General features: G+C 41.6%; 26 protein-coding genes. 6 read left to right on the forward strand and 20 right to left on the reverse strand.

Going from position 1 to position 26,392, the window contains the following annotated elements:
• Positions 1 to 61 precede the first annotated feature (61 nt).
• From SHALO_RS09935 to SHALO_RS09955, 5 genes are all read right to left on the reverse strand, one after another.
• Positions 62 to 1,897 carry a primosomal protein N' gene (locus SHALO_RS09935; RefSeq protein WP_069478395.1) on the reverse strand — a complete coding sequence of 612 codons (1,836 nt, stop codon included), beginning with the start codon at positions 1,895 to 1,897 and terminating at the stop codon, positions 62 to 64.
• Between the two features lie 5 nt (positions 1,898 to 1,902).
• Positions 1,903 to 2,358, reverse strand: coding sequence for a type II secretion system protein (locus SHALO_RS09940; protein WP_420801891.1), 456 nt, complete (start codon positions 2,356 to 2,358; stop codon positions 1,903 to 1,905).
• Between the two features lie 75 nt (positions 2,359 to 2,433).
• The gene (locus SHALO_RS09945) at positions 2,434 to 2,928 is read right to left on the reverse strand and encodes a type II secretion system protein (RefSeq protein ID WP_069478396.1); all 495 of its coding nucleotides are present in this window, start codon (positions 2,926 to 2,928) and stop codon (positions 2,434 to 2,436) included.
• A gap of 82 nt (positions 2,929 to 3,010) precedes the next feature.
• The gene (locus tag SHALO_RS09950) at positions 3,011 to 3,229 is read right to left on the reverse strand and encodes a hypothetical protein (RefSeq protein ID WP_037959577.1); all 219 of its coding nucleotides are present in this window, start codon (positions 3,227 to 3,229) and stop codon (positions 3,011 to 3,013) included.
• Complete coding sequence (locus tag SHALO_RS09955; RefSeq protein ID WP_069478397.1) at positions 3,226 to 3,459, reverse strand: ABC transporter; 234 nt, start codon at positions 3,457 to 3,459, stop codon at positions 3,226 to 3,228. The genes SHALO_RS09950 and SHALO_RS09955 overlap by 4 nt, the downstream gene beginning before the upstream one ends.
• A 62-nt stretch (positions 3,460 to 3,521) precedes the next feature.
• Here SHALO_RS09955 and uvrB point away from each other — a divergent pair, with 62 nt between their 5' ends.
• The 3 genes from uvrB (at position 3,522) to SHALO_RS09970 (ending at position 8,225) form a co-directional block, all read left to right on the forward strand.
• Positions 3,522 to 5,498, forward strand: coding sequence for an excinuclease ABC subunit UvrB (gene uvrB / locus SHALO_RS09960; protein WP_069478398.1), 1,977 nt, complete (start codon positions 3,522 to 3,524; stop codon positions 5,496 to 5,498).
• 83 nt (positions 5,499 to 5,581) lie between these two features.
• Positions 5,582 to 7,693, forward strand: a complete 2,112-nt coding sequence (locus tag SHALO_RS09965; RefSeq protein WP_069478399.1) for an RNA degradosome polyphosphate kinase — start codon at positions 5,582 to 5,584, stop codon at positions 7,691 to 7,693.
• 1 nt (position 7,694) lies between these two features.
• Positions 7,695 to 8,225, forward strand: coding sequence for a gamma carbonic anhydrase family protein (locus tag SHALO_RS09970; RefSeq protein WP_069478400.1), 531 nt, complete (start codon positions 7,695 to 7,697; stop codon positions 8,223 to 8,225).
• Here SHALO_RS09970 and SHALO_RS09975 read toward each other — a convergent pair.
• From SHALO_RS09975 to rpe, 3 genes are read right to left on the reverse strand one after another with little or no spacing between them, the layout of a single operon-like run.
• On the reverse strand, positions 8,200 to 9,003 hold the full coding sequence (locus SHALO_RS09975) for a 3'-5' exonuclease (RefSeq protein ID WP_084010867.1): 804 nt from the start codon (positions 9,001 to 9,003) through the stop codon (positions 8,200 to 8,202). The two genes, SHALO_RS09970 and SHALO_RS09975, sit on opposite strands and share 26 nt — an antisense overlap.
• Positions 9,000 to 9,587, reverse strand: coding sequence for a phosphoribosylanthranilate isomerase (locus SHALO_RS09980; protein ID WP_069478401.1), 588 nt, complete (start codon positions 9,585 to 9,587; stop codon positions 9,000 to 9,002). The genes SHALO_RS09975 and SHALO_RS09980 overlap by 4 nt, the downstream gene beginning before the upstream one ends.
• Positions 9,588 to 9,589: 2 nt before the next feature.
• Positions 9,590 to 10,231, reverse strand: a complete 642-nt coding sequence (rpe, locus tag SHALO_RS09985) for a ribulose-phosphate 3-epimerase (protein WP_069478402.1) — start codon at positions 10,229 to 10,231, stop codon at positions 9,590 to 9,592.
• Between the two features lie 260 nt (positions 10,232 to 10,491).
• Here rpe and rpmB point away from each other — a divergent pair, with 260 nt between their 5' ends.
• The 3 genes from rpmB to SHALO_RS10000 all read left to right on the forward strand — a co-directional run bounded on the left by rpmB (position 10,492) and on the right by SHALO_RS10000 (position 12,236).
• Positions 10,492 to 10,680: a 50S ribosomal protein L28 gene (rpmB, locus tag SHALO_RS09990; protein ID WP_012857374.1), complete on the forward strand. Its 189-nt coding sequence runs from the start codon at positions 10,492 to 10,494 to the stop codon at positions 10,678 to 10,680.
• Between the two features lie 84 nt (positions 10,681 to 10,764).
• Positions 10,765 to 11,955 (forward strand): bifunctional glutamate N-acetyltransferase/amino-acid acetyltransferase ArgJ, encoded by a 1,191-nt coding sequence (argJ, locus tag SHALO_RS09995; RefSeq protein ID WP_069478403.1) that lies wholly within the window; start codon positions 10,765 to 10,767, stop codon positions 11,953 to 11,955.
• A 53-nt stretch (positions 11,956 to 12,008) separates the two neighbouring features.
• The gene (locus SHALO_RS10000) at positions 12,009 to 12,236 is read left to right on the forward strand and encodes an HP1242/YdcH family protein (protein WP_069478404.1); all 228 of its coding nucleotides are present in this window, start codon (positions 12,009 to 12,011) and stop codon (positions 12,234 to 12,236) included.
• A gap of 15 nt (positions 12,237 to 12,251) precedes the next feature.
• On the opposite strand, the gene SHALO_RS10005 is transcribed toward SHALO_RS10000, so the two are convergent.
• The 12 genes from SHALO_RS10005 to yajC are packed head-to-tail and all read right to left on the reverse strand — an operon-like array spanning position 12,252 to position 26,385.
• Complete coding sequence (locus tag SHALO_RS10005) at positions 12,252 to 12,914, reverse strand: 3-methyladenine DNA glycosylase (protein WP_069478405.1); 663 nt, start codon at positions 12,912 to 12,914, stop codon at positions 12,252 to 12,254.
• Complete coding sequence (locus SHALO_RS10010) at positions 12,907 to 13,713, reverse strand: TIGR00282 family metallophosphoesterase (RefSeq protein WP_069478406.1); 807 nt, start codon at positions 13,711 to 13,713, stop codon at positions 12,907 to 12,909. Before SHALO_RS10010 ends, SHALO_RS10005 begins: the two co-directional genes overlap by 8 nt.
• Positions 13,710 to 16,679, reverse strand: coding sequence for a transcription-repair coupling factor (gene mfd, locus SHALO_RS10015; RefSeq protein WP_069478407.1), 2,970 nt, complete (start codon positions 16,677 to 16,679; stop codon positions 13,710 to 13,712). The genes SHALO_RS10010 and mfd overlap by 4 nt, the downstream gene beginning before the upstream one ends.
• Positions 16,680 to 17,072: a bactofilin family protein gene (locus SHALO_RS10020; protein ID WP_069478408.1), complete on the reverse strand. Its 393-nt coding sequence runs from the start codon at positions 17,070 to 17,072 to the stop codon at positions 16,680 to 16,682. It lies immediately after the preceding gene.
• On the reverse strand, positions 17,012 to 17,911 hold the full coding sequence (locus tag SHALO_RS10025) for a M23 family metallopeptidase (RefSeq protein ID WP_069478409.1): 900 nt from the start codon (positions 17,909 to 17,911) through the stop codon (positions 17,012 to 17,014). Before SHALO_RS10025 ends, SHALO_RS10020 begins: the two co-directional genes overlap by 61 nt.
• Complete coding sequence (locus SHALO_RS10030; protein ID WP_069478410.1) at positions 17,901 to 19,055, reverse strand: bifunctional folylpolyglutamate synthase/dihydrofolate synthase; 1,155 nt, start codon at positions 19,053 to 19,055, stop codon at positions 17,901 to 17,903. Before SHALO_RS10030 ends, SHALO_RS10025 begins: the two co-directional genes overlap by 11 nt.
• On the reverse strand, positions 19,055 to 20,599 hold the full coding sequence (locus SHALO_RS10035; protein WP_069478411.1) for a GGDEF domain-containing protein: 1,545 nt from the start codon (positions 20,597 to 20,599) through the stop codon (positions 19,055 to 19,057). The genes SHALO_RS10030 and SHALO_RS10035 overlap by 1 nt, the downstream gene beginning before the upstream one ends.
• The gene (gene lptE / locus SHALO_RS10040) at positions 20,583 to 21,098 is read right to left on the reverse strand and encodes an LPS assembly lipoprotein LptE (RefSeq protein ID WP_069478412.1); all 516 of its coding nucleotides are present in this window, start codon (positions 21,096 to 21,098) and stop codon (positions 20,583 to 20,585) included. The genes SHALO_RS10035 and lptE overlap by 17 nt, the downstream gene beginning before the upstream one ends.
• A gap of 1 nt (position 21,099) precedes the next feature.
• Positions 21,100 to 23,547 (reverse strand): leucine--tRNA ligase, encoded by a 2,448-nt coding sequence (gene leuS, locus SHALO_RS10045; RefSeq protein WP_069478413.1) that lies wholly within the window; start codon positions 23,545 to 23,547, stop codon positions 21,100 to 21,102.
• A gap of 15 nt (positions 23,548 to 23,562) precedes the next feature.
• Complete coding sequence (gene secF, locus SHALO_RS10050) at positions 23,563 to 24,534, reverse strand: protein translocase subunit SecF (RefSeq protein ID WP_069478414.1); 972 nt, start codon at positions 24,532 to 24,534, stop codon at positions 23,563 to 23,565.
• Entirely contained in the window at positions 24,534 to 26,117 is a 1,584-nt protein-coding gene (gene secD / locus SHALO_RS10055; protein ID WP_069478415.1) for a protein translocase subunit SecD, read from the reverse strand. Before secD ends, secF begins: the two co-directional genes overlap by 1 nt.
• A complete protein-coding gene (yajC, locus tag SHALO_RS10060; protein ID WP_069478416.1) occupies positions 26,110 to 26,385 on the reverse strand; it encodes a preprotein translocase subunit YajC in 276 nt (91 codons plus the stop codon). The genes secD and yajC overlap by 8 nt, the downstream gene beginning before the upstream one ends.
• Between the last annotated feature and the right edge of the window lie 7 nt (positions 26,386 to 26,392).

Genomic DNA, 26,392 nt, shown 5'->3' on the forward strand with positions numbered 1-26,392 from the left:
TTCATTCAAAAGTCAAAGCTTTTTGTACATTAGTTTATAGATGGATTATATCTTTTTGATATTAAGAAAATGATAACGGATCCATATCTGCTTCTACATGTAAAAGTTTCACCGCATGTGCTAATTCGAGTAACGCTTTACTGGAATCACTGCGAGCTAGAAGCTCATAGCGGTATTTATTGGCGATTTTAGCGATGTTGGCTTTGCCAAATCCTACCACTTCGACCTGTGGAAAGCTTTGTGCAATGAGTGCTACTTTATCGATCAGTTCTTTGGCTTTTTCATCTTTGACATGTGCGCTCATGAGTCTAAGCATCTTTTTAAAAGGAGGGTAAAGTCCTTTTCGAAACACCAATTCATCCTTTAAAAACTGCTCAAAATCACCCAAATAGTGCTTGAAAAATTCGCTGTTTTTACTCTGAATCAGCACTTCACCATACCCTTTTCGCCCTGCTCGCCCTGCGATTTGCAATACCAATGCCAGCGTTTTTTCGCGCGATCTAAAATCACTCATCCCCAACAGTGCATCCACACCTAAGATGACAGCAAGCCCCACACCATGGTAGTCATGCCCTTTGCTGAGCATCTGCGTACCAACCATAATGTCGATCTTATGATCATTAAAATCGCTCAAAATCTCGGAGAGTTTTTTCTCTGTTCGCACCTCATCGCGGTCAAACTGTTGTACCACATGCTCATGAAAATGCTCCGTAAGCTTTTGGCTCACTTCCGCCGTTCCCATACGCGTAGCGACAATCTCTTCGCACCCGCATTTAGGGCAGGCTTTGGGAATCACTTCAGTGTAGTTACAGTAGTGGCATTTCAGCGCGTTCATGTTGTGGTGAATACTCATCCCCACACTGCAAAATGGGCACTCAACATTGGCGCCGCATTGTTTGCATGTAATGTACTTGAAGTTCGCGCGTGTCGGTAAAAAGACGATAACTTGCTTTTGTGCATCAAGCGCTTTTTGAATCGCTTGGGTCATCTTGAAACTAAGCCCATGCTCGCCATCATCGTACATAATGTAGCTTTGAGACTCAAAAAATGTGCCCTTAAGCCTAAAGGTTGGAACTTTGTGAAAGCTTCCAAGTGTGGGTGTCGCTGAGCCTAAAAGCACCTTGCAGCCTAGTTTTTGCCCAAACAAAAGAGCTAAATCTTTCGCATTGTAACGAGGTCTGTTACCTGATTTATAGCTCTCATCATGCTCTTCATCGACTACGATCAATCCTAAATGTTGCAGCGGCAAGAAAAGCGCTGAACGTGTTCCTGCGATGATGGAAATTTTGCCCTCGGCAAGATCACTGAGGATCTGCTCTTTTTTCTTAGCACTAATTTTTGAGTGCCAAATGGCAACGTGTGTGCCAAAATGGTGCTTTAGGCGGTTTTTCATCTGAGGTGTTAGACCAATCTCGGGAAGCAAAAATATCGCTTGTTTGCCCTCATTGATTGTTTTTTCAAAGAGTTTCATATAAATTTCAGTTTTACCACTCCCCGTATCGCCAAAAAGCAGCGATCTGGGATGCGCTTCGATAAAGTCATACGCTTTTTGCTGTTCAGTAGAAAGTGTGATGTCTATCGTAATTTTTTCGTTTACATGTAAAGCATTTGGAGCATACGGCACAAAAAGGCTCAGCGCTTCACCGAGTGAGCAGACATAATACTCTGCGATAAAACGCGCGAGTTCAAGCGTTTTTGGAGGGTAAAAAGTTTTACATGTAAAGGAAATTGACTCGCAATCAAATTCAGGTTTTTCCACCTCTGTTGCGACGACACCTTGCGTGGTTCGTTTGGAAAGTGTGACTTCAACGATAGTCCCTAAAAGAAGCGATTGCTCCGACTGATAGGTTAAAGGCGAAAGTGGGGATTTTAAAAGAGCAATATGGTAGTAAAACACATTAACTAGCGAGTGAGTTCAGTACAATAAGTACCTGCAGTACAATTAAAAGTACCTGTAGCGTTATTATAAAAAAATGTATGTGCTGTGCCCATAACTCTAAATTCATACGTATTTGCAGTGTTTGTTTTTACCCAAGCACCATCTTTATTTGCTTCTGACATAATAGGATATTCTAAGATATTGGAACTATTGCCATCATTATAATTAAACAATCTTCCTGCTACATTATCAAGTGATTGGGGAAGAAACGTTGTAGCACCTTCAAGCATATTTTTCGATTTTTGAAGAGCAATACCGCTACGAATCGCAGATACTTGCGATTTGCCTTTAACAATCATCGCATCATCACGTGTAACAACAAGTCTTGGAATAGCTACAGCCGCTAAAATACCTAATACAACAATGACAAAAATTAGTTCGATCATCGTAAAAGCAGATTTATTTTTGGTATAAGGCAAAATAGCTCCTCTTTAAAGCATAAATACATAAGAGATTATTCGAGCAAACTTTCAATTTGCCCGAATAAGTAAAAATTACCAAGTAACGCCAGAACCGCCAAAGCTATATGTTTTATTACCATCAGTATCTGCAACACCTGCACTAGTAAGAGTAAGTCCCATTAGTTTTGATGATGCTGCCGCAACACCTTTACATACGATAGTTGCATTTGCTTTAGCATATATCAGTTGAATACCATTAGCAGCTCCACCTGTAACTGTTGCAGTTGGTTGAATTGTAATACAGCCAGAAGCATCTGGGAATTTTACCTGTGTTGTTGTGGCATTCATATCTGCACCAACATTGTCAAAAGTAGTTACATTGGTCATGTCACTTAATTTTGTACTCAAAGTACCTTTTGCTGTATAGTAAGAAGCAATATCATGGACTGCTGTTGCCAAATCCGTTGCAGATCTAGCAATCGTTGCATCATCTCGTGTTGCTGTCAATCTTGGGATAGCCACCGCCGCCAAAATACCTAAAATAACAATGACGAAGATCAATTCGATCATCGTGAAACCTTTTTTCATTTTAACTCCTTGTTGTTTTGTTAGCCAATACACTTATTGACCACGTGAAAGCGATTCTATAACAATATTTTTAAAGCTAGACTTAAATCTCGTCCATTTGGTGTAACAGCTTTGTAACTTCCTCTTCCAGCATAAAATTATCGTAGCATTTTCCCACATAGGCGTAGAGTAACTCTTTGGGATCGATCGTGCTTTTGCCTTTAAATTGCTCTTTAAAATCGGCTTCAAACTGCAGCGCAAAGGCACCTTCTAGCTTGATGTCAAAGTCTTTGCCACCAAGGCTAATGGTTATTTTACTCATCGACCGAGCACGGCTTCGATTTTGCTGAGAAGATCATCGGCATTGACATCTTTATTGATCAGGTCTTGCTCTAGTTTTGCAATTTGCACATTTTTAGCTTCTGCCAAGGCTTTGGCTTTGATGACTTCTTGGCGTAAAGCTTCATTTTGCGCTAGAAGATCTTTATATTTTTCCAAAAGTTCCGCTATCTTTTGGCTTAATGTGCTAATGTTTCTCTCTTCTTCAAACATTTAGGACTCCATTGTGGTCTGTTTGGTATAATTGTAACAAAATAATGAGAAAAGTATCAACTATGAGCGAATTTTATTTAGAAAGTCCCTATCAGCCCTCGGGCGACCAACCGCAAGCTATCGATAAACTCGTTGCCTCTATCAAGAAAGGAAGCCGCTACCAAACGCTTATTGGTGTCACGGGTAGTGGTAAAACCTACACGATGGCGCAGATCATCCAAAAACTTAAAATGCCAACCCTCATCATGACGCACAATAAAACCCTTGCGGCACAACTTTACAGCGAATTTAAGGGCTTTTTTCCTAAAAATCATGTGGAGTATTTTATCAGTTATTACGACTACTACCAGCCTGAGGCGTACATACCACGCAGTGATCTTTTCATCGAAAAAGACAGCTCCATCAACGAAGAGTTAGAGCGCTTGCGCCTGAGTGCAACGGCTTCACTGCTTAGTTTTGATGATGTCATTTGTGTCGCTTCGGTTTCGGCTAACTACGGCTTGGGTGATCCTAATGAATACAAAGAGATGGTGCTCGTCATCGAAAAAGGTGAAAGTTTCAACCAAAAGAAGCTTCTTTTGCGTCTTGTCGACATGGGCTATAAACGCAATGACACCTTTTTTGATCGTGGATGTTTTCGTGTGAGTGGCGATGTCATCGATATTTACCCTGCTTACAGTGAAGAAGAAGCGGTGCGTGTTGAATTTTTTGGCGATGAAGTGGAGAGTATCAACTACTTTGAAGTCTTCCTCAATAAAAAAATGCAAAACCTGAACAAAATCGTCATCTATGCCGCCAATCAGTTTATCGTTGGACACGAAAGGCTTCAAAAAGCGATCAAATCCATCGAACAAGAGTTGGGTGAACGGCTTGAATACTTTAAAAAAGAAGACAAACTGGTCGAATACCAACGCCTTAAACAACGCGTTGAGTTTGACCTTGAGATGTTGGGTTCTACGGGTGCTTGTAAAGGTGTTGAGAACTATGCGCGCTACCTCACAGGCATTGAACCGGGTGCGACGCCCTACTCGCTGTTTGATTACTATGAGTCGATGAATAAAGAGTATCTGGTTATCGTCGATGAATCCCACGTCAGCCTTCCGCAATTTCGCGGTATGTTTGCAGGTGATCGCAGTCGTAAAGAGGTCTTGGTCGAGTACGGCTTTAGGCTTCCTAGTGCCTTGGATAACCGCCCTTTGATGTTTGATGAGTTCATCCACAAAGCGCCGCGTTATCTTTTTGTCAGCGCGACACCTAAAGAGTTGGAACTAGGTCTGAGTGGAGATAATACCGCCGAGCAAGTCATTCGACCAACGGGACTGCTTGATCCTGAGGTGGAAATTTTGAGCAGTAAAAACCAAGTCGAAACTCTTTTTGACAAGATCAAAGAGGTTACATGTAAAGATGAAAAAGTGCTCGTAACCGTGCTCACCAAAAAGATGGCAGAAGAGCTGACACGCTACTACGCCGATCTTGGCATTAAAATCAAATACATGCACTCCGACATCGATGCAATTGAGCGCAATCAGATCATTCGCTCCTTGCGTGTGGGAGAATTTGACGTGCTTGTGGGCATTAACCTCCTTCGTGAAGGGCTAGACTTGCCTGAGGTTTCGCTTGTTGCTATTTTAGATGCGGACAAAGAGGGCTTTTTGCGCTCTGAAACGAGTCTCATTCAAACCATGGGACGCGCGGCTCGAAATCTCAATGGTAGAGTTATTTTGTTCGCAGAAAAGATCACAGACTCTATGCAAAAAGCGATCGAGACGACGCTAAGGCGCCGAGCCATTCAAGAGACGTACAATCAAGAACACAACATCACACCAACGAGTACCACTCGAAGAATGGATGAAAATCTTAAACTCGAAGAGCATGCCGACATCTACAACACGTTTGATAAAAAAGATAAGATTCCACCGAGTGAAAAGAAGAAAATCATCACGGAGCTGACCAAAGCCATGCACGAAGCAGCGAAGATTTTAGAGTTTGAAAAAGCGGCAAAACTACGCGATCAAATCGAGAAATTGAAAAAGATGTAAACGTTTTATCAACTCCCTCTTTGTTGTTACCTTTTTATAACTTTTTTTTGATAAAATAATCCACTTTTACTAAAGGATAAAACGTGCCTGACTTAACCGACTCTAGCCTTTACCTTAACCGCGAGCTTTCATGGCTCAAATTTAACACAAGAGTCCTCTCTCAATCCCTCAAAAAAGATCTACCTCTTTTTGAGCGACTCAAATTTTTAGCCATTTATGCTACCAACCTTGATGAATTTTACATGATTCGTGTGGCGGGTCTTAAGCAACTCTTTAGCGCCGGCGTCATTGAAACAGGAGCGGATCAAAAAACGCCTCTGGATCAGCTTAGAGAAATCAGAAGCTACCTTGCCAGCGAAAAAGAGGTGATTCAAAGCAGTTACGAAGAGATCGTTAAAGATCTTGAAAAAGAGAACCTTTTTGTAACCGATTATGACGATTTAAGCCCTGCTTTGGCAAAGCTTTCGGATGAATATTTCTTTTCCAATATTTTGCCTGTCATCGTCCCGATTGCCGTCAATGCGACCCACCCGTTTCCACATTTGAATAACCTCAGTTTTTCTCTTGCGGTCAAATTGCAAGACAGCGAAAGCGATGAAGAAGGCAACTACAAATACGGCATGATTCGCATTCCACGCGTCCTTCCACGCTTTTTTCAAGCAGGAGATCATACGTATGTGCCGATTGAAACGATTGTTCGTAAGCATGCGGAAGAGATTTTTCCAGGCTACAAACTCGTCGCCTCGGCTGCCTTTAGAGTCACACGAAATGCCGATATGGTCATCGAAGAAGAAGAAGCGGATGATTTTATGATGATTATGGAGCAAGGGTTAAAACTGCGCCGTAAGGGAGCCTTCGTACGCCTTAATATCCAAGAAGGAGCCGATCCTGATCTGCTCAATTTCCTCAATTCACACATGCAAATTTTCTTTAAAGACATCTATGCTTATAAAATTCCTCTCAACCTTGGGGCACTGTGGCAAATTGTGGGCAATAAAGATTTTTCGCATCTTGCCTTGCCACCGTACAATCCAAAAACATTGCCTCCCTTTGATAGCAACGAGTCTGTTTTCAAAGTGATCGACAAAGGTGATGTGTTACTTTTTCATCCGTATGAGAGTTTTGATCCTGTTTTAAGATTGATTCGTGAGGCGTCAAAAGATCCTAAAGTTGTCTCTATTCGCATGACACTCTATCGTGTAGAGAAAAATTCACAAATCGTTCAAGCGTTGATCGATGCGGCGAATGAAGGCAAACAAGTCACCGCCGTGGTAGAGCTTAAAGCGCGTTTTGACGAAGAGAACAACCTTCATTGGGCCAAAGCGTTGGAGCAAGCGGGTGCGCACGTGGTGTATGGCATCACGGGTTTTAAAGTGCATGCAAAAATTGCGCAAGTAATTCGCCAAGAAGAAGATGGAAAACTGAAATTTTATATGCACTTTAGCACGGGGAATTACAACGGCTCGACCGCAAAAATTTATACCGACACCAGTTTCTTTACATGTAAAGAAGATTTTGCGAAAGATGGTACGATGTTTTTTCACATTTTATCGGGTTTTTCAAAGCATAAAAAACTCGACACCCTTTCGATGTCACCGACACAGATCAAACCTAAAGTCATTAGCCTGATCAACAATGAAGCCAAACATGGCCCCGAGGGACGTATCATTGTAAAAATGAACTCTTTGGTTGATCCTGATGTGATTCAAGCGCTCTACAACGCTTCGATGCAAGGCGTTCAGATCGATATTATCGCACGAGGTATTTGTTGCTTACGACCAGGCGTTGAAGGTATTAGTGAGAATATTCGCGTCAAATCCATCGTGGGTAAATATTTGGAACATGCACGTATTTTCTACTTTAAAAATGGCGATCCAACGCCAACGTTTATCTCCAGTGCTGATTGGATGCCACGAAATCTTGAGCGAAGATTGGAGTTGATGACACCGATTTTTGACAAAGCGTTGCAACAAAAGCTCTTTGAGATTTTACAACTTCAACTCAATGACAATGTCCTTAGTTGGAATTTAGAGAACAACGGTGACTACACACAAATTGCGTCAACCGATGAGCGTGCTATCAATAACCACATGGTTTTGGAAGACTATATGAATAAAATCTACAAAGCCCAAAAGAAAGACACCAGCTCACACAAAGCTGAAAAACTCGCACGTCGCTTGTTTAAAGAGAGCTAAGATGATTATGGAGTTTCAAGGCTTATCGCCTTGCATCGCTTCGGATGTTTTTATAGCTCCTAGTGCGGACATTATCGGTGACGTGTGCATCGGTGAAGGAAGTTCCGTTTGGTTTGGCTGTGTCATCAGGGGCGATGTAAACTCCATCGCCATTGGCAAACGAACTTCGATTCAAGACCTCAGTATGATTCATGTCACGCACTTTAAAAAAGCCGATCGCAGTGATGGATTTGCCACCACCATCGGCGATGATGTAACCATCGCACACCGTGTGATGCTGCATGGGTGCATCATTGAAGATGCCTGTTTGATCGGGATGAGTGCGACAATTTTAGATGGTGCGGTGATTGGCAAAGAGTCGATTGTTGGGGCGAATTCATTGGTGACTAAAAACAAAATCTTCCCACCACGCTCGCTCATTATGGGCAATCCTGCGAAAGTCGTACGCGAACTGAGTGACGAAGAGGTCGCATCGCTTTACCATTCCGCCGATAATTATGTGAAATTTAAAGCGATGTATCAGTCGGTTTAACAGGCTTCTCTTTTTTCTTCTTTTTTTGATTGTGCGGTTTGGTAAACGCAATCAACTGCTCAACGCTTTGAACCTCTTGCGGTAATTTTTCCAACGCTTTAAAAAAAACTTGTGCCGTGGCTTTCGCATCGCACAATGCGCGGTGATGGTTTTCAAAACCGATGCCCAAATACTCTGTCAGTGCGCCAAGCCCATATTTAGGTGCTTCAATACATTTTTTCGCCAAATCAATCGTATCCAGTCTTCGGTTCAATAGCGGTCCAAAGCCTGCTTGCTCTAACGAATAGGAGATAAAATAGTAGTCAAAATTGACATTGTGTGCCACAAAAACCGCGTCTTTAATAAACAGGCGAAACGCTTCTAAAACGGAGCTCAAAGAAGGTGCCGTCTGAAGCTCTGCAAGACTGATGCCCGTGAGTTGTTCGATGCTATCGGGCAAAACATCGGTTTTGGCTAGTGAGGAGAACTCCGCCACTTCTTTGCCATTTTCAATCATCACCGCACCAATTTCGATGATCTGATGCAAGGTGGGTTTGCTCCCATTGGCTTCAATGTCCACGATGCAAAATTTCCCCTGCGTTATGGGCATATTCAGCGTCTCTAGTGTAAATGCGTAGTTATTGTATTTCGTGATGGGAAGTCCTAAAAGCTTCAGCATGGAAAGGTCTTCAACATCCACAAATTCCAACTCTTTAAAGGTGTGCATTTTGGCAAAAAACTCTTTGTGAAAAATGGGCTTTTGCGTCATCTTCTGGATGTAGCTATCGAAGGCTCTCACGCTTTGGCTCTTTGGATAAATGCGCTTACTTTGTCGTGATCTTTAACGCCCTTGTTTCTTTCCACGCCACTGCTCACATCCACGCCGTAAAAGCCTAACGGTTTGATCTGTGCAACATTTTCAGGGCTCAGACCGCCTGCTAAAATGATATTGTCGCAATCTGCATTTTCAAACCATGAAAGATCGATCTGTTTTCCACCACCACCAAAGCCATCTACATACGCATCCACCAGCCTGATCAAGCCTTTGTACTGCGCAATATCAGAAGCTTTTTGAGCTCTCACAACGCGTAAATAAGGCACTTTTAAAGCACTCCAAAAGGCATCATCTACCTCAAAATGAATCTGCGCCATATCCATTTTAGAGGCTTTACATGTAAGCTCAATTTCCTCTGGCGTCGCATCCACAAACAGCCCCATTTTCTTTACATGTAAAGGCAATTTCTCTGCAATTGCTTTCGCATTTTCAGGGGTTATGTAGCGAGGAGACTGTGTATAAAAGACAAATCCAAGTGCGTCCGCACCCGCATCTACCGCGCACAAGGCGTCTTCAAGATTGGTAATACCACAAATTTTAACCCACATTGTTAGACTTTTAAAGCATCAATAGCGCTTTTGTAATCGTTTGAACCAAAAACATAATTGCCAGCAACCACGATGTCTACACCTGCATTGGCTAAAGCATGAATGTTTTGGTCATTCACCCCACCATCCACTTCAATGAGTGTTTTTGCATTGCGTTTTAAAATCATCTCTTTTAAAATCGGTGCTTTTTCTAAAACACTGGGGATAAATTTTTGCCCGCCAAAACCAGGATTGACGCTCATTAAAAGCACCATATCCAAATCTTCAAGCAAATACTCAATGTGGGATGGGGGCGTATGCGGGTTTAAAACAATCGCTGGGGAGATACCTAAGTCACGGATTTTTTGAATCAAACGGTGAGGGTGTTTTTCCTCTTCAATATGAAAAGAGATGTATTTTGGTTTTAAAGGAGCAAAAAGATCGACAAAAAAGGTGTTATTCTCCACCATCAAATGAATGTCAAGAGGCTTGGTAGAAGCCTTAGCCACCGCACTGACCACGACAGGTCCAATGGTGAGATTGGGGACAAAATGCCCATCCATCACATCCACATGGACCAAATCACAGCCTGCTTCACAAATCGATACTATCTCTTCTCTTAGCCTACCAAAATCAGCGGAGAGAATGCTTGGAGCCACTAACATCATCGAAACCTTTTAAAATCTATTTTAAGTTAAAAAGAGTGACAAAACCCGCACGAAACACTTTGTTCCGATGGGACGAAGAGCGAAGCTTCGGGGTTCCTATCGTGAACAACTGTGTTGAGAAAGTGGTTTTGTCACTCTTTTTAATGAAATTGTATCAAAATTTATAATATTTTCGATATAATCTCAGGCTGCATTGAATTAAGCGTTTTTTTTGCTTGTTTCGTGTAGAATTCACGAAAAATTTTAAGGATATCAAGATGGCAAGAAAATGTGCTCTTACTGGAAAAGGCCCTATGGTTGGTAACAACGTAAGCCATGCGAACAACAAAACTAAAAGAAGATTCCTTCCAAACCTTAGAACTGTCCGTGTGACACTTGAAGATGGAACGACTAAGAAAATTAGAATTGCTGCTTCGACACTTCGTACTATGAAGAAAAACGGCTAAAATTTCTCCCTCACGGGGAAATTTTATGCGCGTTTCTTTTGCTTTACCACTCACTTTTACACTAAAATCCTAAAGGGTTTACCCATGTTTACCATCCTACCACTTAAAAATGGACTTGATAACGTAGCTGGTTTTTTCTGCCAAGGCGTTCATGCAGGTTTTAAACCAAACGGCAATAATGATGTTGCATTTATTCGCTCAAACGAACTCTGTGATGTTTCTTCTGTTTTCACCACTAATGTCTTTCAAGCCGCTCCCATTAAGCACTTTTTACGCTACCCCAAAGGGTTTCAAACCAATTTTATTTTAATGAACGCTAAAAATGCCAATGCAATGACCAGTGAAAAAGGGATTGAAGATATAGAGACTCTTTTTGGCAAACTCAAAACGAAATTTCCATCGATTCATAACCCGATTATGAGCTCAACGGGTGTTATTGGCTATCGTCTCAATGTTGAAAAACTCTCAACCGCATTTGATCTGTTTGATTTTAACGCCAAAGATTCACATGCGACTGCATCTGCCATTATGACGACCGACAGTTTTAAAAAAGAGCTCTGCTTTAAAGTGCTTTTAGACGATGACAGCTTCTTTCATATTGCTGCGATCTGTAAAGGTGCAGGTATGATCAACCCTGCAATGGCAACGATGCTCTGCTTTATCCTCACCGATGCCAACATTCCTAAAGCGGATATGGATGAACTTTTACTCCCTGCGATTGAACATTCCTTCAATGCAGTCAGCGTCGATGGCGATACCTCTACAAATGACACTGTCTTGCTTCTAAGCTCAAAACAGAGTGGTGCTTACCATAAAGAAGCGTTTAATGAAGCCCTTCGTTTGATTACCAAAGAGCTAAGCTTAATGCTCGTACGCGATGGCGAAGGCTCAACGAAAGTGGTTGCTTTTGAAGTCAGTGGTGCTAAAAGTGTTGCTGAAGCAGAACGTGCCGCTAAAGCGTTGAGCAATTCATTGCTCGTTAAAACAGCACTTTTTGGCGAAGACCCTAACTGGGGGCGTATTGCTTCGACCATTGGTGCAAGTGGCATTACATGTAACGAAGAAAGTCTTGTCATTCACTACGATGATGTCTTAATTTACTCAAAAGATCAACGCTCACTCGACGCAGAAGCGGAGAAAAAAGCAGCAGCGGTTATGAAAAAAGAGTCGTTTCGCATTCACTGTGAATTGGGAATTGGCGAGGAAAGTTTTACGGCATACGGCTGTGATTTAGGGCATAAATACGTTGAGATTAATGCGGATTATAGGACATAGCCCTTAAATTAAGCACTTTTTGATACAATAAAATAAATATACAAGGAGTTATCATGCTACACGAATACAGAGAAGTTATCTCAAAACTCAAAGTTGACAATGCGCACTTTGCTAAAATTTTTGAAAAACACAATGAACTTGATCAAAAAATTGCGGATGTCGATGCAGGTAGAGAACATTTGAGTGATGCGGATCTTGATGTACTCAAAAAAGAGAAACTTAGATTGAAAGATGAAGCATACGCTATGATCGTTGCGTATAAAAAAGAGCACAATCTCTAAAAAACCTGTTTGGGCTTAAATGCCCAAACGCTCTACATTCACCACTTTTCCGCGACTGTTTTCCTTACAAAACTCCACAATTTTTCCATGAAAGCGTGCAAATAGCGCAGGTAGTGCTATCTCTTTTCCATAAAGTTGATTGACTTTGGTTTGATTGCTCACAACCCCTTCTATCATCCACTCTTGAAGTGCGCTGTACGATTCAAAGCTGTACCCAAAACCTTCTAATAAGCGAGCGGTATACGCATCCACCACCATAGCTTCTTGCTGACACGCATAGCATAAAATAGAATCCGCACTCTCTTCGCCAATCCCTTTTTGCGCCAATAACCACTCACGATCAACCGTTTCGCAAAATACCTCAAAAGAGTCAAACGTTTCAAGAATGGCTTTGGCTAAAAGATGCAGATTTTTAGCTTTCGTGTTATAAAAACCACTGGGTTTAATGCAGGTTGAAAGCTGTTCAAGATCAAGCGTAGCAAGTGATTCCAAGCTATCGACCCCTGCGCTTTCCAAATGCGCCATGCTCTCTTCGACCTTTTCCCATTTTGTTTGTTGGGTTAAGATGGCACCTACAATCACCCAAAAGGTGCCAGAACGCGGCCACCACAAAGGATCGCGTGTGGTTTTAAGATAGCCTTGGTTTTTAAGGGCGACCAAAAGATCAAAACTATTCATGCACGGCTCGTGCGATGATGCGCTCTTGGTCATCAAACACGCGCAGCTTAAACGCTTCAACGCATTTGCCCTCTTCGATTTCCATGATGACCATCTGCAAAATCTTTTTACATTTTTTAGGAATTTCTAAGGAAGCTGGAAGTCCTGTGAGAAAACGTTTGAGTGGAGCGTCCTTATCCATGCCTATAACGCCATCACGTGCCCCGCTAAGCCCTACATCGGTTACATAGCATGTTCCATCCACAATTTGCAGATCATCTGTTCCTACGTGCGTGTGGGTACCTAAAATGGCACTCACGTTTCCTTTTAAGAGCATGTGCATCGCCCTCTTCTCAGAAGTCACTTCCGCATGAAAGTCAATGATGATGTTCTCAACACCTTCAGCGCGAAGTTCATCGACAGCTTTTTGCGCACGAAGGAAAGGATTTTCAACCATCGGCATCCCATAATGCCCCATCACATTGATGATCGCGACCTTTTCCTCGTTTACATGTAAAACACTCACCCCTTTTCCAGGAACGCCTTGTGGGTAGTTTAGAGGTCGTAAAATAGGCATCACATCCAAAAGTGGAATGATCTCTTTTTTATCCCAAGAGTGATTTCCACCTGTGAGGATGTCGGCACCATACGAGAAAAGCTCTTTGGCATGCTGTGCGCAAAGTCCAAAACCATGGCTGGCATTTTCGCCATTGGCAATCACGAGATCCAGTCCAAACTCTTGGCGAAGTTTTCGAAGGTGGATTTCAAGCATACTACGACCTGGCTTGCCCACAATATCGCCAATAAAGCCTATTTTCATGCTTTGCCTCTTAGCTGAGCTAGCACGGTTGCGATGACATCATCATCGTCACGACTGCGTGATTGCAAGGTTATTTTTTTCTCATCTTCGTATTTGATCGTAATGTTTTGGGCGTAATTGGAAACGAGCACGATGTTCTGAGCTGTCGCTAAAATTTTAATCTCGATAAGCTGCAAAAACTGTTTTGTTGGAACATCAAGCTTGCCAAAACGATCCACCATCTCTTCTTCGATCTCTAAGACATCATGGATACTTCCACATTTACTCAAACGTCTGTAAAGCTCTAAACGGACGCGATCTTCGGGAATGTAACTATCGCTGATAAACGCACTGATCGAGAGCTTGATGTCCACTTCGCGCGAAGCAATCGGTGTTTTACCCATCAAGGAGTTAATCGCATCTTCGAGCATTCGTAAATACAAAGAGTATCCGATGTTTTTCAGATGCCCACTTTGAGCTTCACCAACCAAGTTACCGCCACCTCTGATTTCAAGGTCATGATACGCAAGGATGGAGCCACTGCCCAGATACGAATTAGACTCAAGGGCAATAAGGCGTTTTTTAGCCGACTCAGAGAGCTCTTCTTTATCTTTCACCAAAAAGTAGCAAAAGCCTTGACGCCGTGAGCGTCCCACACGACCACGAAGTTGGTGCAAATCTGCCATACCAAAATGATCGGCGGAGTCGATAAGAATCGTATTCACATTGGGAATATGAATGCCTGATTCGATGATGGAAGTGCTCAAAAGCACATCGTACGCCTTCTCTTCAAAGTGCAACATCTCTTTTTCGGTTACGGTCGCGCTAATTTCTGAGTGAAGTGTTAAGATGCGAAGACTTGGCATCATGGAGAGTAGCTCTTTGCGTTTAGCTTCGATGGTCGCGATGCGATTGTGAACAAAAAAGACTTGACCCCCACGTCTCATCTCGCGAATAATCGCCTCTTTAATCACTTTGGCATCGTACTCTTTCACAAAGGTTCGCACATCTTCTCTGTCATTGGGAGGTGTGAGCAGTTGGGAGTACTGCTTGATGGAACTGAGCGCCATATTGAGACTTCGAGGAATGGGCGTGGCACTCATGGAGAGAATATGAACGTTTTCACGGAAATTTTTAAGCTTCTCTTTTTGCTTTACACCAAATTTATGCTCTTCGTCAACCACAACAAGCGCTGGATTGAACAGTTCGACTTCAAAAAGTGAATGCGTTCCCACACACACCTGCAAAGCACCACTTTTAAGCTCTTTTAAAATGACCTGCTTTTGCGCCGCAGTCGTAAAACGATCGAGTTGTGCTACTTTGATGTTGTACTTGGCAAAACGCGATGAGAGACTTTTAAAGTGTTGCGAACATAAAAGCGTGGTAGGGGCAATTAACAGGGCTTGAAAACCATTTCGAATGGTCGCAAAAATGGCATTCATCGCGACTTCTGTTTTACCAAAACCGACATCACCACTTAAAAGTCGATCCATCATTTTACCGCTTTTAAAATCGCTCAGAATTTCGCCAATGACCCGTTTTTGATCTTCCGTGTAGGCAAATCCAGCGTCCGCTTCAAACTGAACCATTTCGCCCTCTTCCATGGCTAGGCTTAGTCCATCAACCATCTCACGCTTGGCGGCAATAGCGATGATTTCGCTGGCAATTTCTAACAGTCGCTCTTTGGTTTTGGCTTTTAGTTTTTGGAAACTGCCTTTTCCAAGGCGATCCACACTGACCAAACCACCGCTTTCGCCGATGTAACGATCGATTACATGTAAATTCTCAACGGGCAATAAAAGCTTGTCATCGCCCAAATATTCGATCAAAACAAAATCTTTGGTCGCACCAAGCACGGTCGCTTGGGTTAACCCTTTAAAAATACCAATACCATAGTTTTCATGCACGACATAATCGCCATTTTTAAGCTCATCGAGGACAATATTGGCACGTTTTCGTTTGATTTTCGTGGTTGGCTTATTGAGGGAGAGAATGATCTCTTCCGCGTTCATAATGTTAACAATGCGCTCACTCTGAACCCACTTTACATGTAAAGAATCCACATCCACCATACGAAGCAAAACTTCATTTCGTGCCAGAACCGTAATCTTCTTTGCTTGATGGAGTTCTAAAAATGTTTTGATATTGCTAGGCGCAATTTCACGGTAATGTTTTGCTTCAGGAATGCAAGGAAGGTTTTGAAGTTTTTGGGCTCCTTCTTCATCAAACAGAGCGATTTCACCCAGCTCTTCGAGCGCATCTGCACTCAAATAGGTTTTAAAACTTTCCGTGTACACAGCGCCACTCTCGCCTAAGACCCAAAGTCCAAGAGAGTGAATGTCTTTAGTAAAGCTATCGCTTTTAAGCGAATCGATACGCCTTTGCATCTGGGTATGACGCTCTTCATCAAGGGCAAAAAGGGCTGGAAAAAGGGTATAGCTCTCCAACTCTTCTTTCTCACTTTTTTGGCTTTCACAGTCAAAAAAACGAATGCTCTCTACTTCATCATCAAAAAGACTCAGACGCAACGCTTTTTCGCTATCTGGGGGGAAAACATCGATGATGTCACCCCGAATGGAGATTTCACCTTTGCCTTGTACCACATCGACCGCGAGATAACCCCAGTAAAACATCTGCTCACGAAAGCGCTCCAGATACAGACGCATCCCAAATTCTAACGAAAATGTACTAAATAGTTCGGCTTTGGGAAGCGGCGTTAAGAGGGTTCGAATCGGGGCAATTAAGATCTTTTTGCTGGAAGGATCTTTGTAGTACGCATGCAATGAGCGTAAAAGCTCCACCATCTCTTCATGAAAGGAGAGTAGATCATCGCCTAGATTGGCTCTAAGATCGGGTAAGAGATAGCTTTTTTTACCTAAAAGCAGAGCGACTTCAGAGGCTAAGAAAGCCTCTTTTTCGCCTTTAACACCTAAAAGTTGGAGGTCATTTTTGGTCTGAAAAAATTCATAACACGCAGCTTGTAACAATCAATCCCTTTGTTCTTCATACGAAGGTGCTTCCACACTCTGCGTTTTAATTTTGCTTTCGCCTTCAAAGATGGCTTTGGCTTCAATGACAAGCTCTTTGGAGATCACTTTACCCAATAATTTACCGCCCTCAAGCACTTCAACGTTATCACAATTTGCATTGCCTTCAAAAAGACCATTGATAATCAAACGGCTTGCATTAATCTCACCACTAATTTTTCCTTGTTTTCCAATAGTGACAATGCTATCAGAGAGCACTTTCCCGATAATTTCACCGTCTACATGTAAACGTGTTTGGCAGTTAAAAATGCCCTCAATTTTGGCTCCACTGGCTACGATGGTTGTTTCGGAAGCGGGTACTGAGCATTGATCAGCTTTATTAAAGATTCCCATGTGACTCTCTTCTCCTTTTTAAAGATTTCCGCAAAATTAGATCCTTTCCAATGAACAAAAGGCTCAGGATTAAGTGTGCGTCCAATAAATTTTAACTCATAATGTAAATGAGGTCCCGTTGACATGCCACTGTTGCCAGAATAGGCAATCAAATCACCTTTTCTAACGAATTGCCCCTCTTTAACGACAGGTTTGTTTAGTAAATGTGCATAATAACTCTCAAATCCATAATTATGGCTGAGGGAAATAACATTCCCGTAACCACTGTTTTGGTTATACTCCGTAAATTTCACCACGCCATCCGCTGGGGCTAAAATCGGTGTTCCCACAGGAGACCTTAAATCCAATCCCGAATGGAAAATACGTCGTTTTAAAATGGGGTTTTCGCGCCAACCAAAGGGTGAAGAGATTTCGCTGTACGCCATCACATCGCCACTAGGAATATTATCAAAAAATGTTTTTTGCTGAATGATCGTAAGGTCAATCTCTTCGATGCGACTGTCGATATTTTCCTCTTCATTCACACGAAGACCGATCATCTCTTCCATCGTGCTAATTTTATCGCGAATATTTTCGTACTCTTGTGCTTTTTCTGAAATTTTGGCTTGCAGCTCTTCATTTTGTTCCAAAAGGATATTGCGCTCATTGACCGCACTCTCTTTTTTGGCTTCCAATGTTGAGACCTCTTTCATCAAAAACAAAATGACAAAGCTTCCAATTAAAATAGACAAAGCAACGAAAAGCGTAAAATAGAGTAAAAACTTTTTAATCAACTGATGCAATAAAAAATGTCGTGAACCATGCACATCGGAGATCGTGACGGTAAATTTATTTTTCACATAAACCCTTTAAAAATGCTTCCACAACCGAAAAAGAGCCGAAAACCAAATACTCTTTATCGCTCTGTATTGCCTCAAAAGACGAGATAGGAAGCGCTAATGTTTTCGCAACATCATACAAATCAGCTTGATCTGCAGCCCTTGGACTTTCAATCTCAATCACCAAAATGGCTTCAATAATTGGTTTTAAAACCTCTAAAATGGTTTTAAAATCTTTATCTTTATAACTATTATAGACCAAAAAAACCTTTTTTTCACCTAAACTCTCTACCAGCGCTTTTGCTGCCATCACATTGTGCCCGACATCTATGATCACATTGGGCAAAATTCTTTGGCACCGTCCTTGCAAAATCGTCGGAGAAAATGTTGCAAGATCACAATCATACCCAAGAATGGTTAATGCACAAAGAGCAGTTTTAAAATTTTCCTGTAAATAAAGTGGCAGTTGATGCTTCATTCCATACCCAGTCAAAGCTTCGAGGTGAGGTTTATCAAAAAAGGTTTCGACCTCGTAAAGTTGGCTTTGAAATGCTTGGGATTTAGCATGGGCAATAGGCACAATTTTCGCATCATACTGCTTCGCTAAGACGATCATGCCCGTAGCACTGTTAATTTTCGTTTGAGCGATCTCTTCAATCGTTTCACCCAAAAATGCTTGGTGATCAAGCCCGATTGGGGTGATGATAGAGAGGCATTTTGGAAACACATTGGTTGCATCAAACTCACCGCCAAGCCCTGCTTCTAAAACAACAAAATCACAGAGGGGAGAGAAAACAACCATGGCGAGTAGTGTGGTGTATTCAAAGTACGAGAGCGATTGCGCTACAACAGGATCAAGCCAAGAGAGAAGTTTGTGATGCGCTTTTTCAAGACTTACTTCATCCACATCGCTTCCATCTAGCCAAATGCGTTCATTAAAGTGAAGAATATGCGGCGATGTATAGTGTCCTACATGTAAACCGTTTGCTCTGAGCATATGGGCTAAAAAACGCCCCGTTGTCCCTTTTCCATTGGTGCCAACGAGGTGAATTATTTTAGGAAGTGTATAATGAGACGCGATGCGCTCATAAGCTTTGGGCATACGCGAATAATCGATCTCATCGTAAAAAAGTGGTTTGGTCTCTAAAAAAGCGTGTAAATTCATTACAGAACAGGCATCACTCGATTGCGCCCTGCCTCTTTGGCTTTGTATAAAAAGGCATCGGCAGCACTGAGTGTTTCATCTTTGGACTTTTGCTGTGAACGTTGCGAAACACCGCAACTGACCGTAACATCGATGCGTTCATTTTTATAGAGAAATTTAAACTGCTCCACAATGGCACGAATTTTATCGGCAAAATGAACCGCTTGTGGCAGTTCCGTGCTTGGTAAAATGACTAAAAACTCCTCACCACCGTAACGACCGACAAAATCAACTTGGCGAATGTATTTGCGCAGAATCTTACCTACAGTGGAGAGAATCACATCGCCGGCTTCATGCCCGTAGGTGTCATTGACCACTTTAAAATGATCGATGTCGATAAAACAGAGGGTATAATCGATTTTATAGCGCATAAAAGCATCTTCCACACGACTCATCTCATTGGCAAGGGCGCGTTTGGTGGCTACATGGGTCAAGAAGTCTTCTTTAACCTCCTGTTTTGCAACTAAGAGCGCAGATTCGAGTTTTGTTACACGGTTTTGAAGTTTTGTAATGGTCTCTTGATTGCTGACCATTCGCTCACTGAGTGACTTGGTTTCATTTTCCAAAGAAGAGGCAATATTGAGTAACTTGACATGGACATTTTCAAAACTATCGTGTGAAAAATTGATATTTTGAAGATCTGCTTTAATGACTTTGACCTGTTCATGGCTGAGATTGCTGCTTTGGATCAGTTCAAGAAGCTTTTTATTGATCTCATCAAGGATTTTATCCAGCGCTGAGATTTTCTTTTGAACCTCTGTTTTATCGAGCTCAATGCGCTTGCCAATCAACGCTTTAATCTCTTTTTGAAGTGCTGGTGTGCTCAGAGCATCTGGAGAGGTGCGCAATTCATGGCTGATAGCGGCTAATTCATCATTCATCCCTGAAGCAATCGAAGGCACAAGGGTTGCAATGATGAGAGGAACAATGTCTCGATAAAGCTCCGTACTCGTGTCTTTGCTCAAAATCTTAATCAGATCTCGAACCATCGCTTCCAGATCCTCTTTGCTCACATGCCCAAAAGCATCGAGTTTTTTAAGGTAGCTGTCGTCGTAATTGGAGATAAAATCAAACCACTTCTCTTTGACCAGATCAATCGACTGTAAGTTTTGATGAAAATCAAGACGTTCGAGTGAAGCATTCGCCAAACTGGTGGCTTTTGCATCATGCAAAAGGGTAATCGCCTGAAGCACGCGTTTGGTCAAAATGGCTAAAGAACTGACCATTTTAAGGGAATCGCCCTCATTGGCACGGTTCATCTTTGCGACCAAAAAAGCGAGGAGTTCATCGACATTGCTGATGCTAAAACGCTTCATATCTGCCACGATGTTCGGATCAAGCTTTTTGGTATATTTATCAACTTTTTGGCAATCTTCAACAATCACGCCCTTTTGTTTCGCCACTTTACAAAAGACTTTGGCGTAATTATCGGGCGTTAAATTAAGATGTTCTTCCTTAATAAGCTCTAGCGAATCTCTAATGATTTCATTAATTGTTGTTGCCATTTCGAAGTCCTTTAATCGCAATCTTAGAGACAAACTCATCTAAAGCATCACTTGCGGCATATCGGATAGCTTCAAAGCGGTTGGTGTCGGAAATGACACTGTTGGTTTCAATGGAGAAGTCATACTCGCCTGTTGCTGTTAATTTTTCAACTTTTTTCGCGGCATTTTCGTAATTCATAGCTAAAATAACCGTCGTTTTATAGGCAATCACATACCCATACGTATCATACACGGTTGGTGAAAAAGAGATGCTTTGAATGCTTACATGTAAAACACTGTCCGCTTGTTCTTTAGAAACCAATTTGCCACTAAAACGGCTTACAATCGCTTCATTCACGGCATCTTTGATGAGAACACTGTTTCTTGGATCTTGCCTTGAGATGGTCACTTCAGCATAGATTTTATCGCCTAAGGCACTTTTCGCATAATACGAGGATGGTTTATAACCGCATCCACTGATAAAAGCTATTATTAAGAGTCCAAGAAAAAGTTGTTTCATATTACTTTACCACCAGATTGATCAATTTATTGGGAACGTAGATTTCTTTAAGAAGATCACATCCTTCTAACCATTTTGCCACACTCTGCTTACCAAGGCGTAAAGCTTCTTCTTTTGAGATGGAGGTTTCCACTTCAATTTCAGCGCGCTTTTTACCATTGACAGTTACTGCGAGTATCATACTATCTTCTACAAAAACTTCTTCTTTAATCGCAATGGGTGCTAAATTAACACGTCCAAAAAGGCTCTCACTCATCTCCCAGCACAGATGTGGCACAATCGGCTCTAAAAGATTAAGCAGTACAAAATACCCTTCGCTCCAAACCGCTTGATCATTTTGATCACTCAGTGCATTTAAGGCTTCCATACATGCAGCGATTAACGTATTGAACGTATAACTTCCTTCATATATCTCATTGGACTTTTTAAGCGCTTCGTAGACTTTTTTACGTGCGTATTTGGACTCTTTAGAAAGAGCGCTATGATCAATAGAAGGGATTGTTTTACATGTAAAGCAGTTTTCACTCTTCTGCGCAAAGCGTTTTAAAAATCTAAAAGCACCTTCCACTGCACTGTCATTCCACTCAAGCTCTTTTTGAGGCGGAGCTGCAAACAAGATAAACAGACGTGCTGTATCGGCACCGTACGTTTTAATAATCGCATCAGGGTCGACCGTATTGCCTTTACTTTTACTCATTTTAGAACCGTCTTTTAGAACCATGCCTTGGGTCAAAAGGTTCGCAAAAGGCTCATCGCAATTCACATAACCAAGGTCTCTTAGAACTTTGGTGAAAAAGCGAGAATACAAAAGGTGTAAAATTGCATGCTCAATGCCACCCACGTATTGATCGACATTCATCCAGTAATTGGCACTCGTTTTATCAAAAGGCACGTCATTCCAAAGCGATGGATCGGTCGTGTAGCGTAAAAAATACCAACTGGATTGAAAGAAGGTATCCATCGTGTCGGTTTCACGAAGAGCGTCTGCGTTACATGTAGGACATTTTGTATGCTTCCATGTCGGGTGTTTATCCAAAGGATTACCCTCGCCTTTGATCTCAACATCATTGGGCAATGCGACAGGAAGATTTTCAATTTTTTCAGGCACAAGCCCGCATTTGGGGCAGTGAATCATCGGAATCGGCGCGCCCCAATAACGTTGACGACTAATGCCCCAATCACGCAATTTATAATTAATGACTTTCGTACCGATTTTTTGCACTTCAAAATGTGCAATGATTGCTTTTTGAGCGCTTTTAGAATCCAATCCGCTAAATTCACCTGAGTTGACTAAGGTACCGTACTCTGTTGTGGCAACACTGCCATTAAATGGAGATGTTGTTTCAATACTTTGAATAATGGCTAAATCATACTTTCTAGCAAATTCAAAATCGCGCTCATCATGCGCAGGAACGGCCATAACAGCACCGCCACCGTATTCGATCAAGACAAAGTTTGCAACCCAGACAGGGATGTTTTTACCTGTGAGGGGATGAATCACATCGATCTCTAAGCTCACCCCTTCTTTAGCCGCTTGAGCTCGCTCGCGCGCTCCCACACTTTGCATTTTTTTGATCTGAGTAATTTTCTCTTCGCTTAAAAGTTTATGCGAAATTAAATGCTTGACAATAGGATGCTCAGGCGCAAGAGCCGAATAACTCACACCGTAAATGGTATCAGGACGGGTTGTAAAGACTTTATAGCTTTCAAATTGATTATCTAGCTTTGCACGAGATGCATCGCTGAGTGTGAAACTAAACTCCAAACCTTCACTTCGCCCGATCCAATTTTCTTGCATCGTCAACACTTGACTCGGCCACCCAGCGCGGAGTTTTTCACAATCATCGAGTAATTCTTGTGCATACTGCGTGATTTTAAGGTAATAACCTGGAAGTAAGCGCTGCTCTACGGGGTTATCACAACGCCAGCAACACCCCTCTTCCACTTGCTCGTTGGCAAGAACCGTTTGACAGGTATTGCACCAGTTCAGTGTAGCGCTTTTTTGATAGACCAACCCTTTGTTAAACATCTCAATAAAAATGCGTTGTTCATGCTTGGTATAGAGCACATCACTCGCCGCAAACTCTCTTTTTTTGGAAAAAGAAAGTCCTAAAGAAGCAAGCTCTTTGCGCATATAATCAATGTTCTCATACGTCCATTTTTTAGGATGAACCCCATGCTTAATCGCAGCATTTTCAGCAGGCATGCCAAAGCTATCCCAACCGATCGGGTGAAGCACATTAAAGCCATTTTTGCGGTGATGACGCGCAATGGCATCACCAATGGTGTAGTTGCGTACATGCCCCATGTGAATACGACCACTCGGATAGGGAAACATGCTTAAAATGTATTTTTTTGCTTTGGTAAAATCGACTGAGGGCTCAAACGCATTGGTTTGATCCCATGTTTTCTGCCATTTTGTTTCAAGTTCTAACGGGTTGTACTGCATCTTCTCTCCATCAAATTAAACGGTACCTTTTTCATACATGGAACGCATTTTGTTTTTTTCAATTCTATTTTTCTCTCTTAAAGCAATTTTCGCTTTGTATTTTTCAACGCTAAAACCAATAAGCATTAAAAAGGGTGCGGAGATAAAAATAGAGCTGTAAGTTCCAATAATAACACCTAATAACATGGTAAAACTAAATCCATGAATGATCTCGCCACCAAAAATATAGAGGGTCAAAACAACAAAGAAAACCAATAAAGAGGTGATCGTTGTACGCGAAAGTGTTTTAGAAACACAAATATTGATAATATCAGAAAAATTTGTGTTTTTTGTCTCTTCAAGCTCTTCACGAATACGATCAAAAATAATAATCGTGTCGTTAAGGGAATATCCAATCAGTGTTAAAACAGCGGCTAAAACATCCAGACTAAATTCAATATCAAATAAAATAATAGCGCCTAACGTAATGGTAATATCATGCATCAACGTAATAATAGAAGCAATAGCAAACTTCCATTCAAAACGAACGGCAACATAGATTAAGATACCAATCATGGCTAAAATAGCCGATATAATACCTTTGGATCGCAGTTCACTTCCGATTTTTGGTCCAACAATATCGACTTTTCGGATATCAAAGGCACCTGTATCTTTCAAAAGTGTACGGATATGATCTCCAATATCTTGTGAAACACTGTCACTGACCGTTGAAAAACGAATCACAATCTCTTCAGGGGAACCAAATTCTGTAATCAATGCCCCTGCAAACAATTTATCTTTTGCAAGGTCTTCTCTAATTTTATCCAGAGGGGCCTGTTGCTCATATTTTATTTGAACAACGGTTCCGCCAACAAAGTCAACACCGTAATTAAATCCTTGGGTAAAGACAAGGATTAAGGAGATGAACGCTAAAAAAAGTGTGGTCATGACAAAAGCACGACCGTATTTCATAAAATTATAAATTTTACCTTTTGAAAAAAACTCCATTAGAGACCTCTCTTTTTCATACCAAACCAAAAACGAATACTATGGTTTTTCTCGATATAAGACATCAATAGCTCATACATTCCGTGTGTTCCTAAAATGGCTGTCAGCATTGAAATTAAGTTACCAATAAGCATACTAATGGCAAACCCTTTGATAGGCCCCGTACCATACACATAAAGGATAATAGAAGAAACGGCCAAGGTTAAGTTACCATCGACAATGGCACTCATCGCATTTTCATACCCTTTTTCAACTGCTTGTCTCACCGCGATACCTTGTCGTAAAAGTTCACGAATACGCTCATTGATAATCACGTTTGCATCCACCGCCATACCCAGACTTAACACAATACCTGCCATACCTGGAAGCGTTAACGTGGCTCCAAAAAGCGCCATAATAGCAACTAAAAGCACCAGGTTGACAAACAATGCAAAGCTCGCAAAAACACCTGCCATGTGGTAGTAAAGTATTAAAAATCCAACTATCAGAAAAAATCCAGAGATCAAAGCAATGGTACTTGCTTGAATACTATCAGCTCCCAAAGATGGTCCAACACTTCGTTTTTCAAGCAGTGTAACAGGCGCTAATAAAGCTCCACTGCGAAGGGCAATCGCCACATCGTGTGCCTCTTTAACGCTAAAGCCACCGCTGATTTGTCCACTTCCGCCACCAATGCGTTCACGAATCACAGGATCGGAATAGACTTTGTTATCTAAAACAATCGCCAAACGATTGCCAATGTTATTGGCGGTAAAATCACCAAAGATTTTTGCACCCTCAGAGTTCAGTGTAAAGTTAATCACAGGCTGATGCGTCTCACTAAAAGCAACTTTTGCATCACTGAGCATACTTCCATCAAGTACAGGAATCTCTTTTAAAATATGGCGAACCTGCTCACTTCTCGCATCGGATAAAATCACATCACCATACTGTGCCGCTTCTGTTGGACTCATCGTATTGACACGATCTTTTCGTTTCTCATCCACTGCCATCAGCTGTAAATGTGCCGCTTTTGCGATCAATTCACGCGCACGTTGCTCATCTTCCGCTGTTTTAATACCAGGCAGTTCGACAACAATTTTATCGCTGCCTTGTCGTGCAACATTGGGTTCAGCCAAACCAAATTGATCCAAACGGTTACGAATGGTCTCAACCGCTTGTGAAATAGCATATTCACGAATCAGTTCTTTTTCTTTATCATTTAAAGAGAGCGTGTAGCGAAGTGACTCTTTTGAAACTTGCAAACCGCTAATGGTTTTAAGCATCTCATCGAGTTTTTTCTCTTCATCTTTATCAAGAAGTGTTAAAGAGAGCACCTCTTCATCAATTTTAAAATCGTCGATAATAATATCTCCACTTTGCGCGAAGAATTTGATACTTGAAGCAATAGATTTAACTTTGGATTTGATAGCTTCTTCGGTTTGCACACCTAAGACCATATGAAGACCGCCTTGAAGATCAAGACCTAAGGCAATTTTAGCCCCTTTTTCACTTTGCAAGAAAGTAGGCATTGAAAAGCCTACTCCAAAAATAATTGCAATCAGAAAAATGACTAAACGGTAATTAAATTTACCTTTAGGCATCGATTTTCTTTGCGATATACTCTCTTGAAACCTTCACAATGACGCCTTCATCATTAAGCTTAACTTTGATAGAATCTTCTTCAGGTTTCACGACTTCACAAATCAAACCTCCACTGGTAATGACTTTGTCGCCTTTTTTGAGTGCCTCAAGCATTTCTTTGTGCTTTTTTACCTGCTTTTGTTGGGGTCTAATCACAAGAAAATAGAAAATTGCGAAAAGAACAACGAGTGGGAGTAAAGAAGAGAGTAAACTTGCAGAACCTTGCATGGAAATC

This window comes from Sulfurospirillum halorespirans DSM 13726 (assembly GCF_001723605.1).
In the GTDB taxonomy this organism is placed as follows: Bacteria; Campylobacterota; Campylobacteria; order Campylobacterales; family Sulfurospirillaceae; genus Sulfurospirillum; species Sulfurospirillum halorespirans.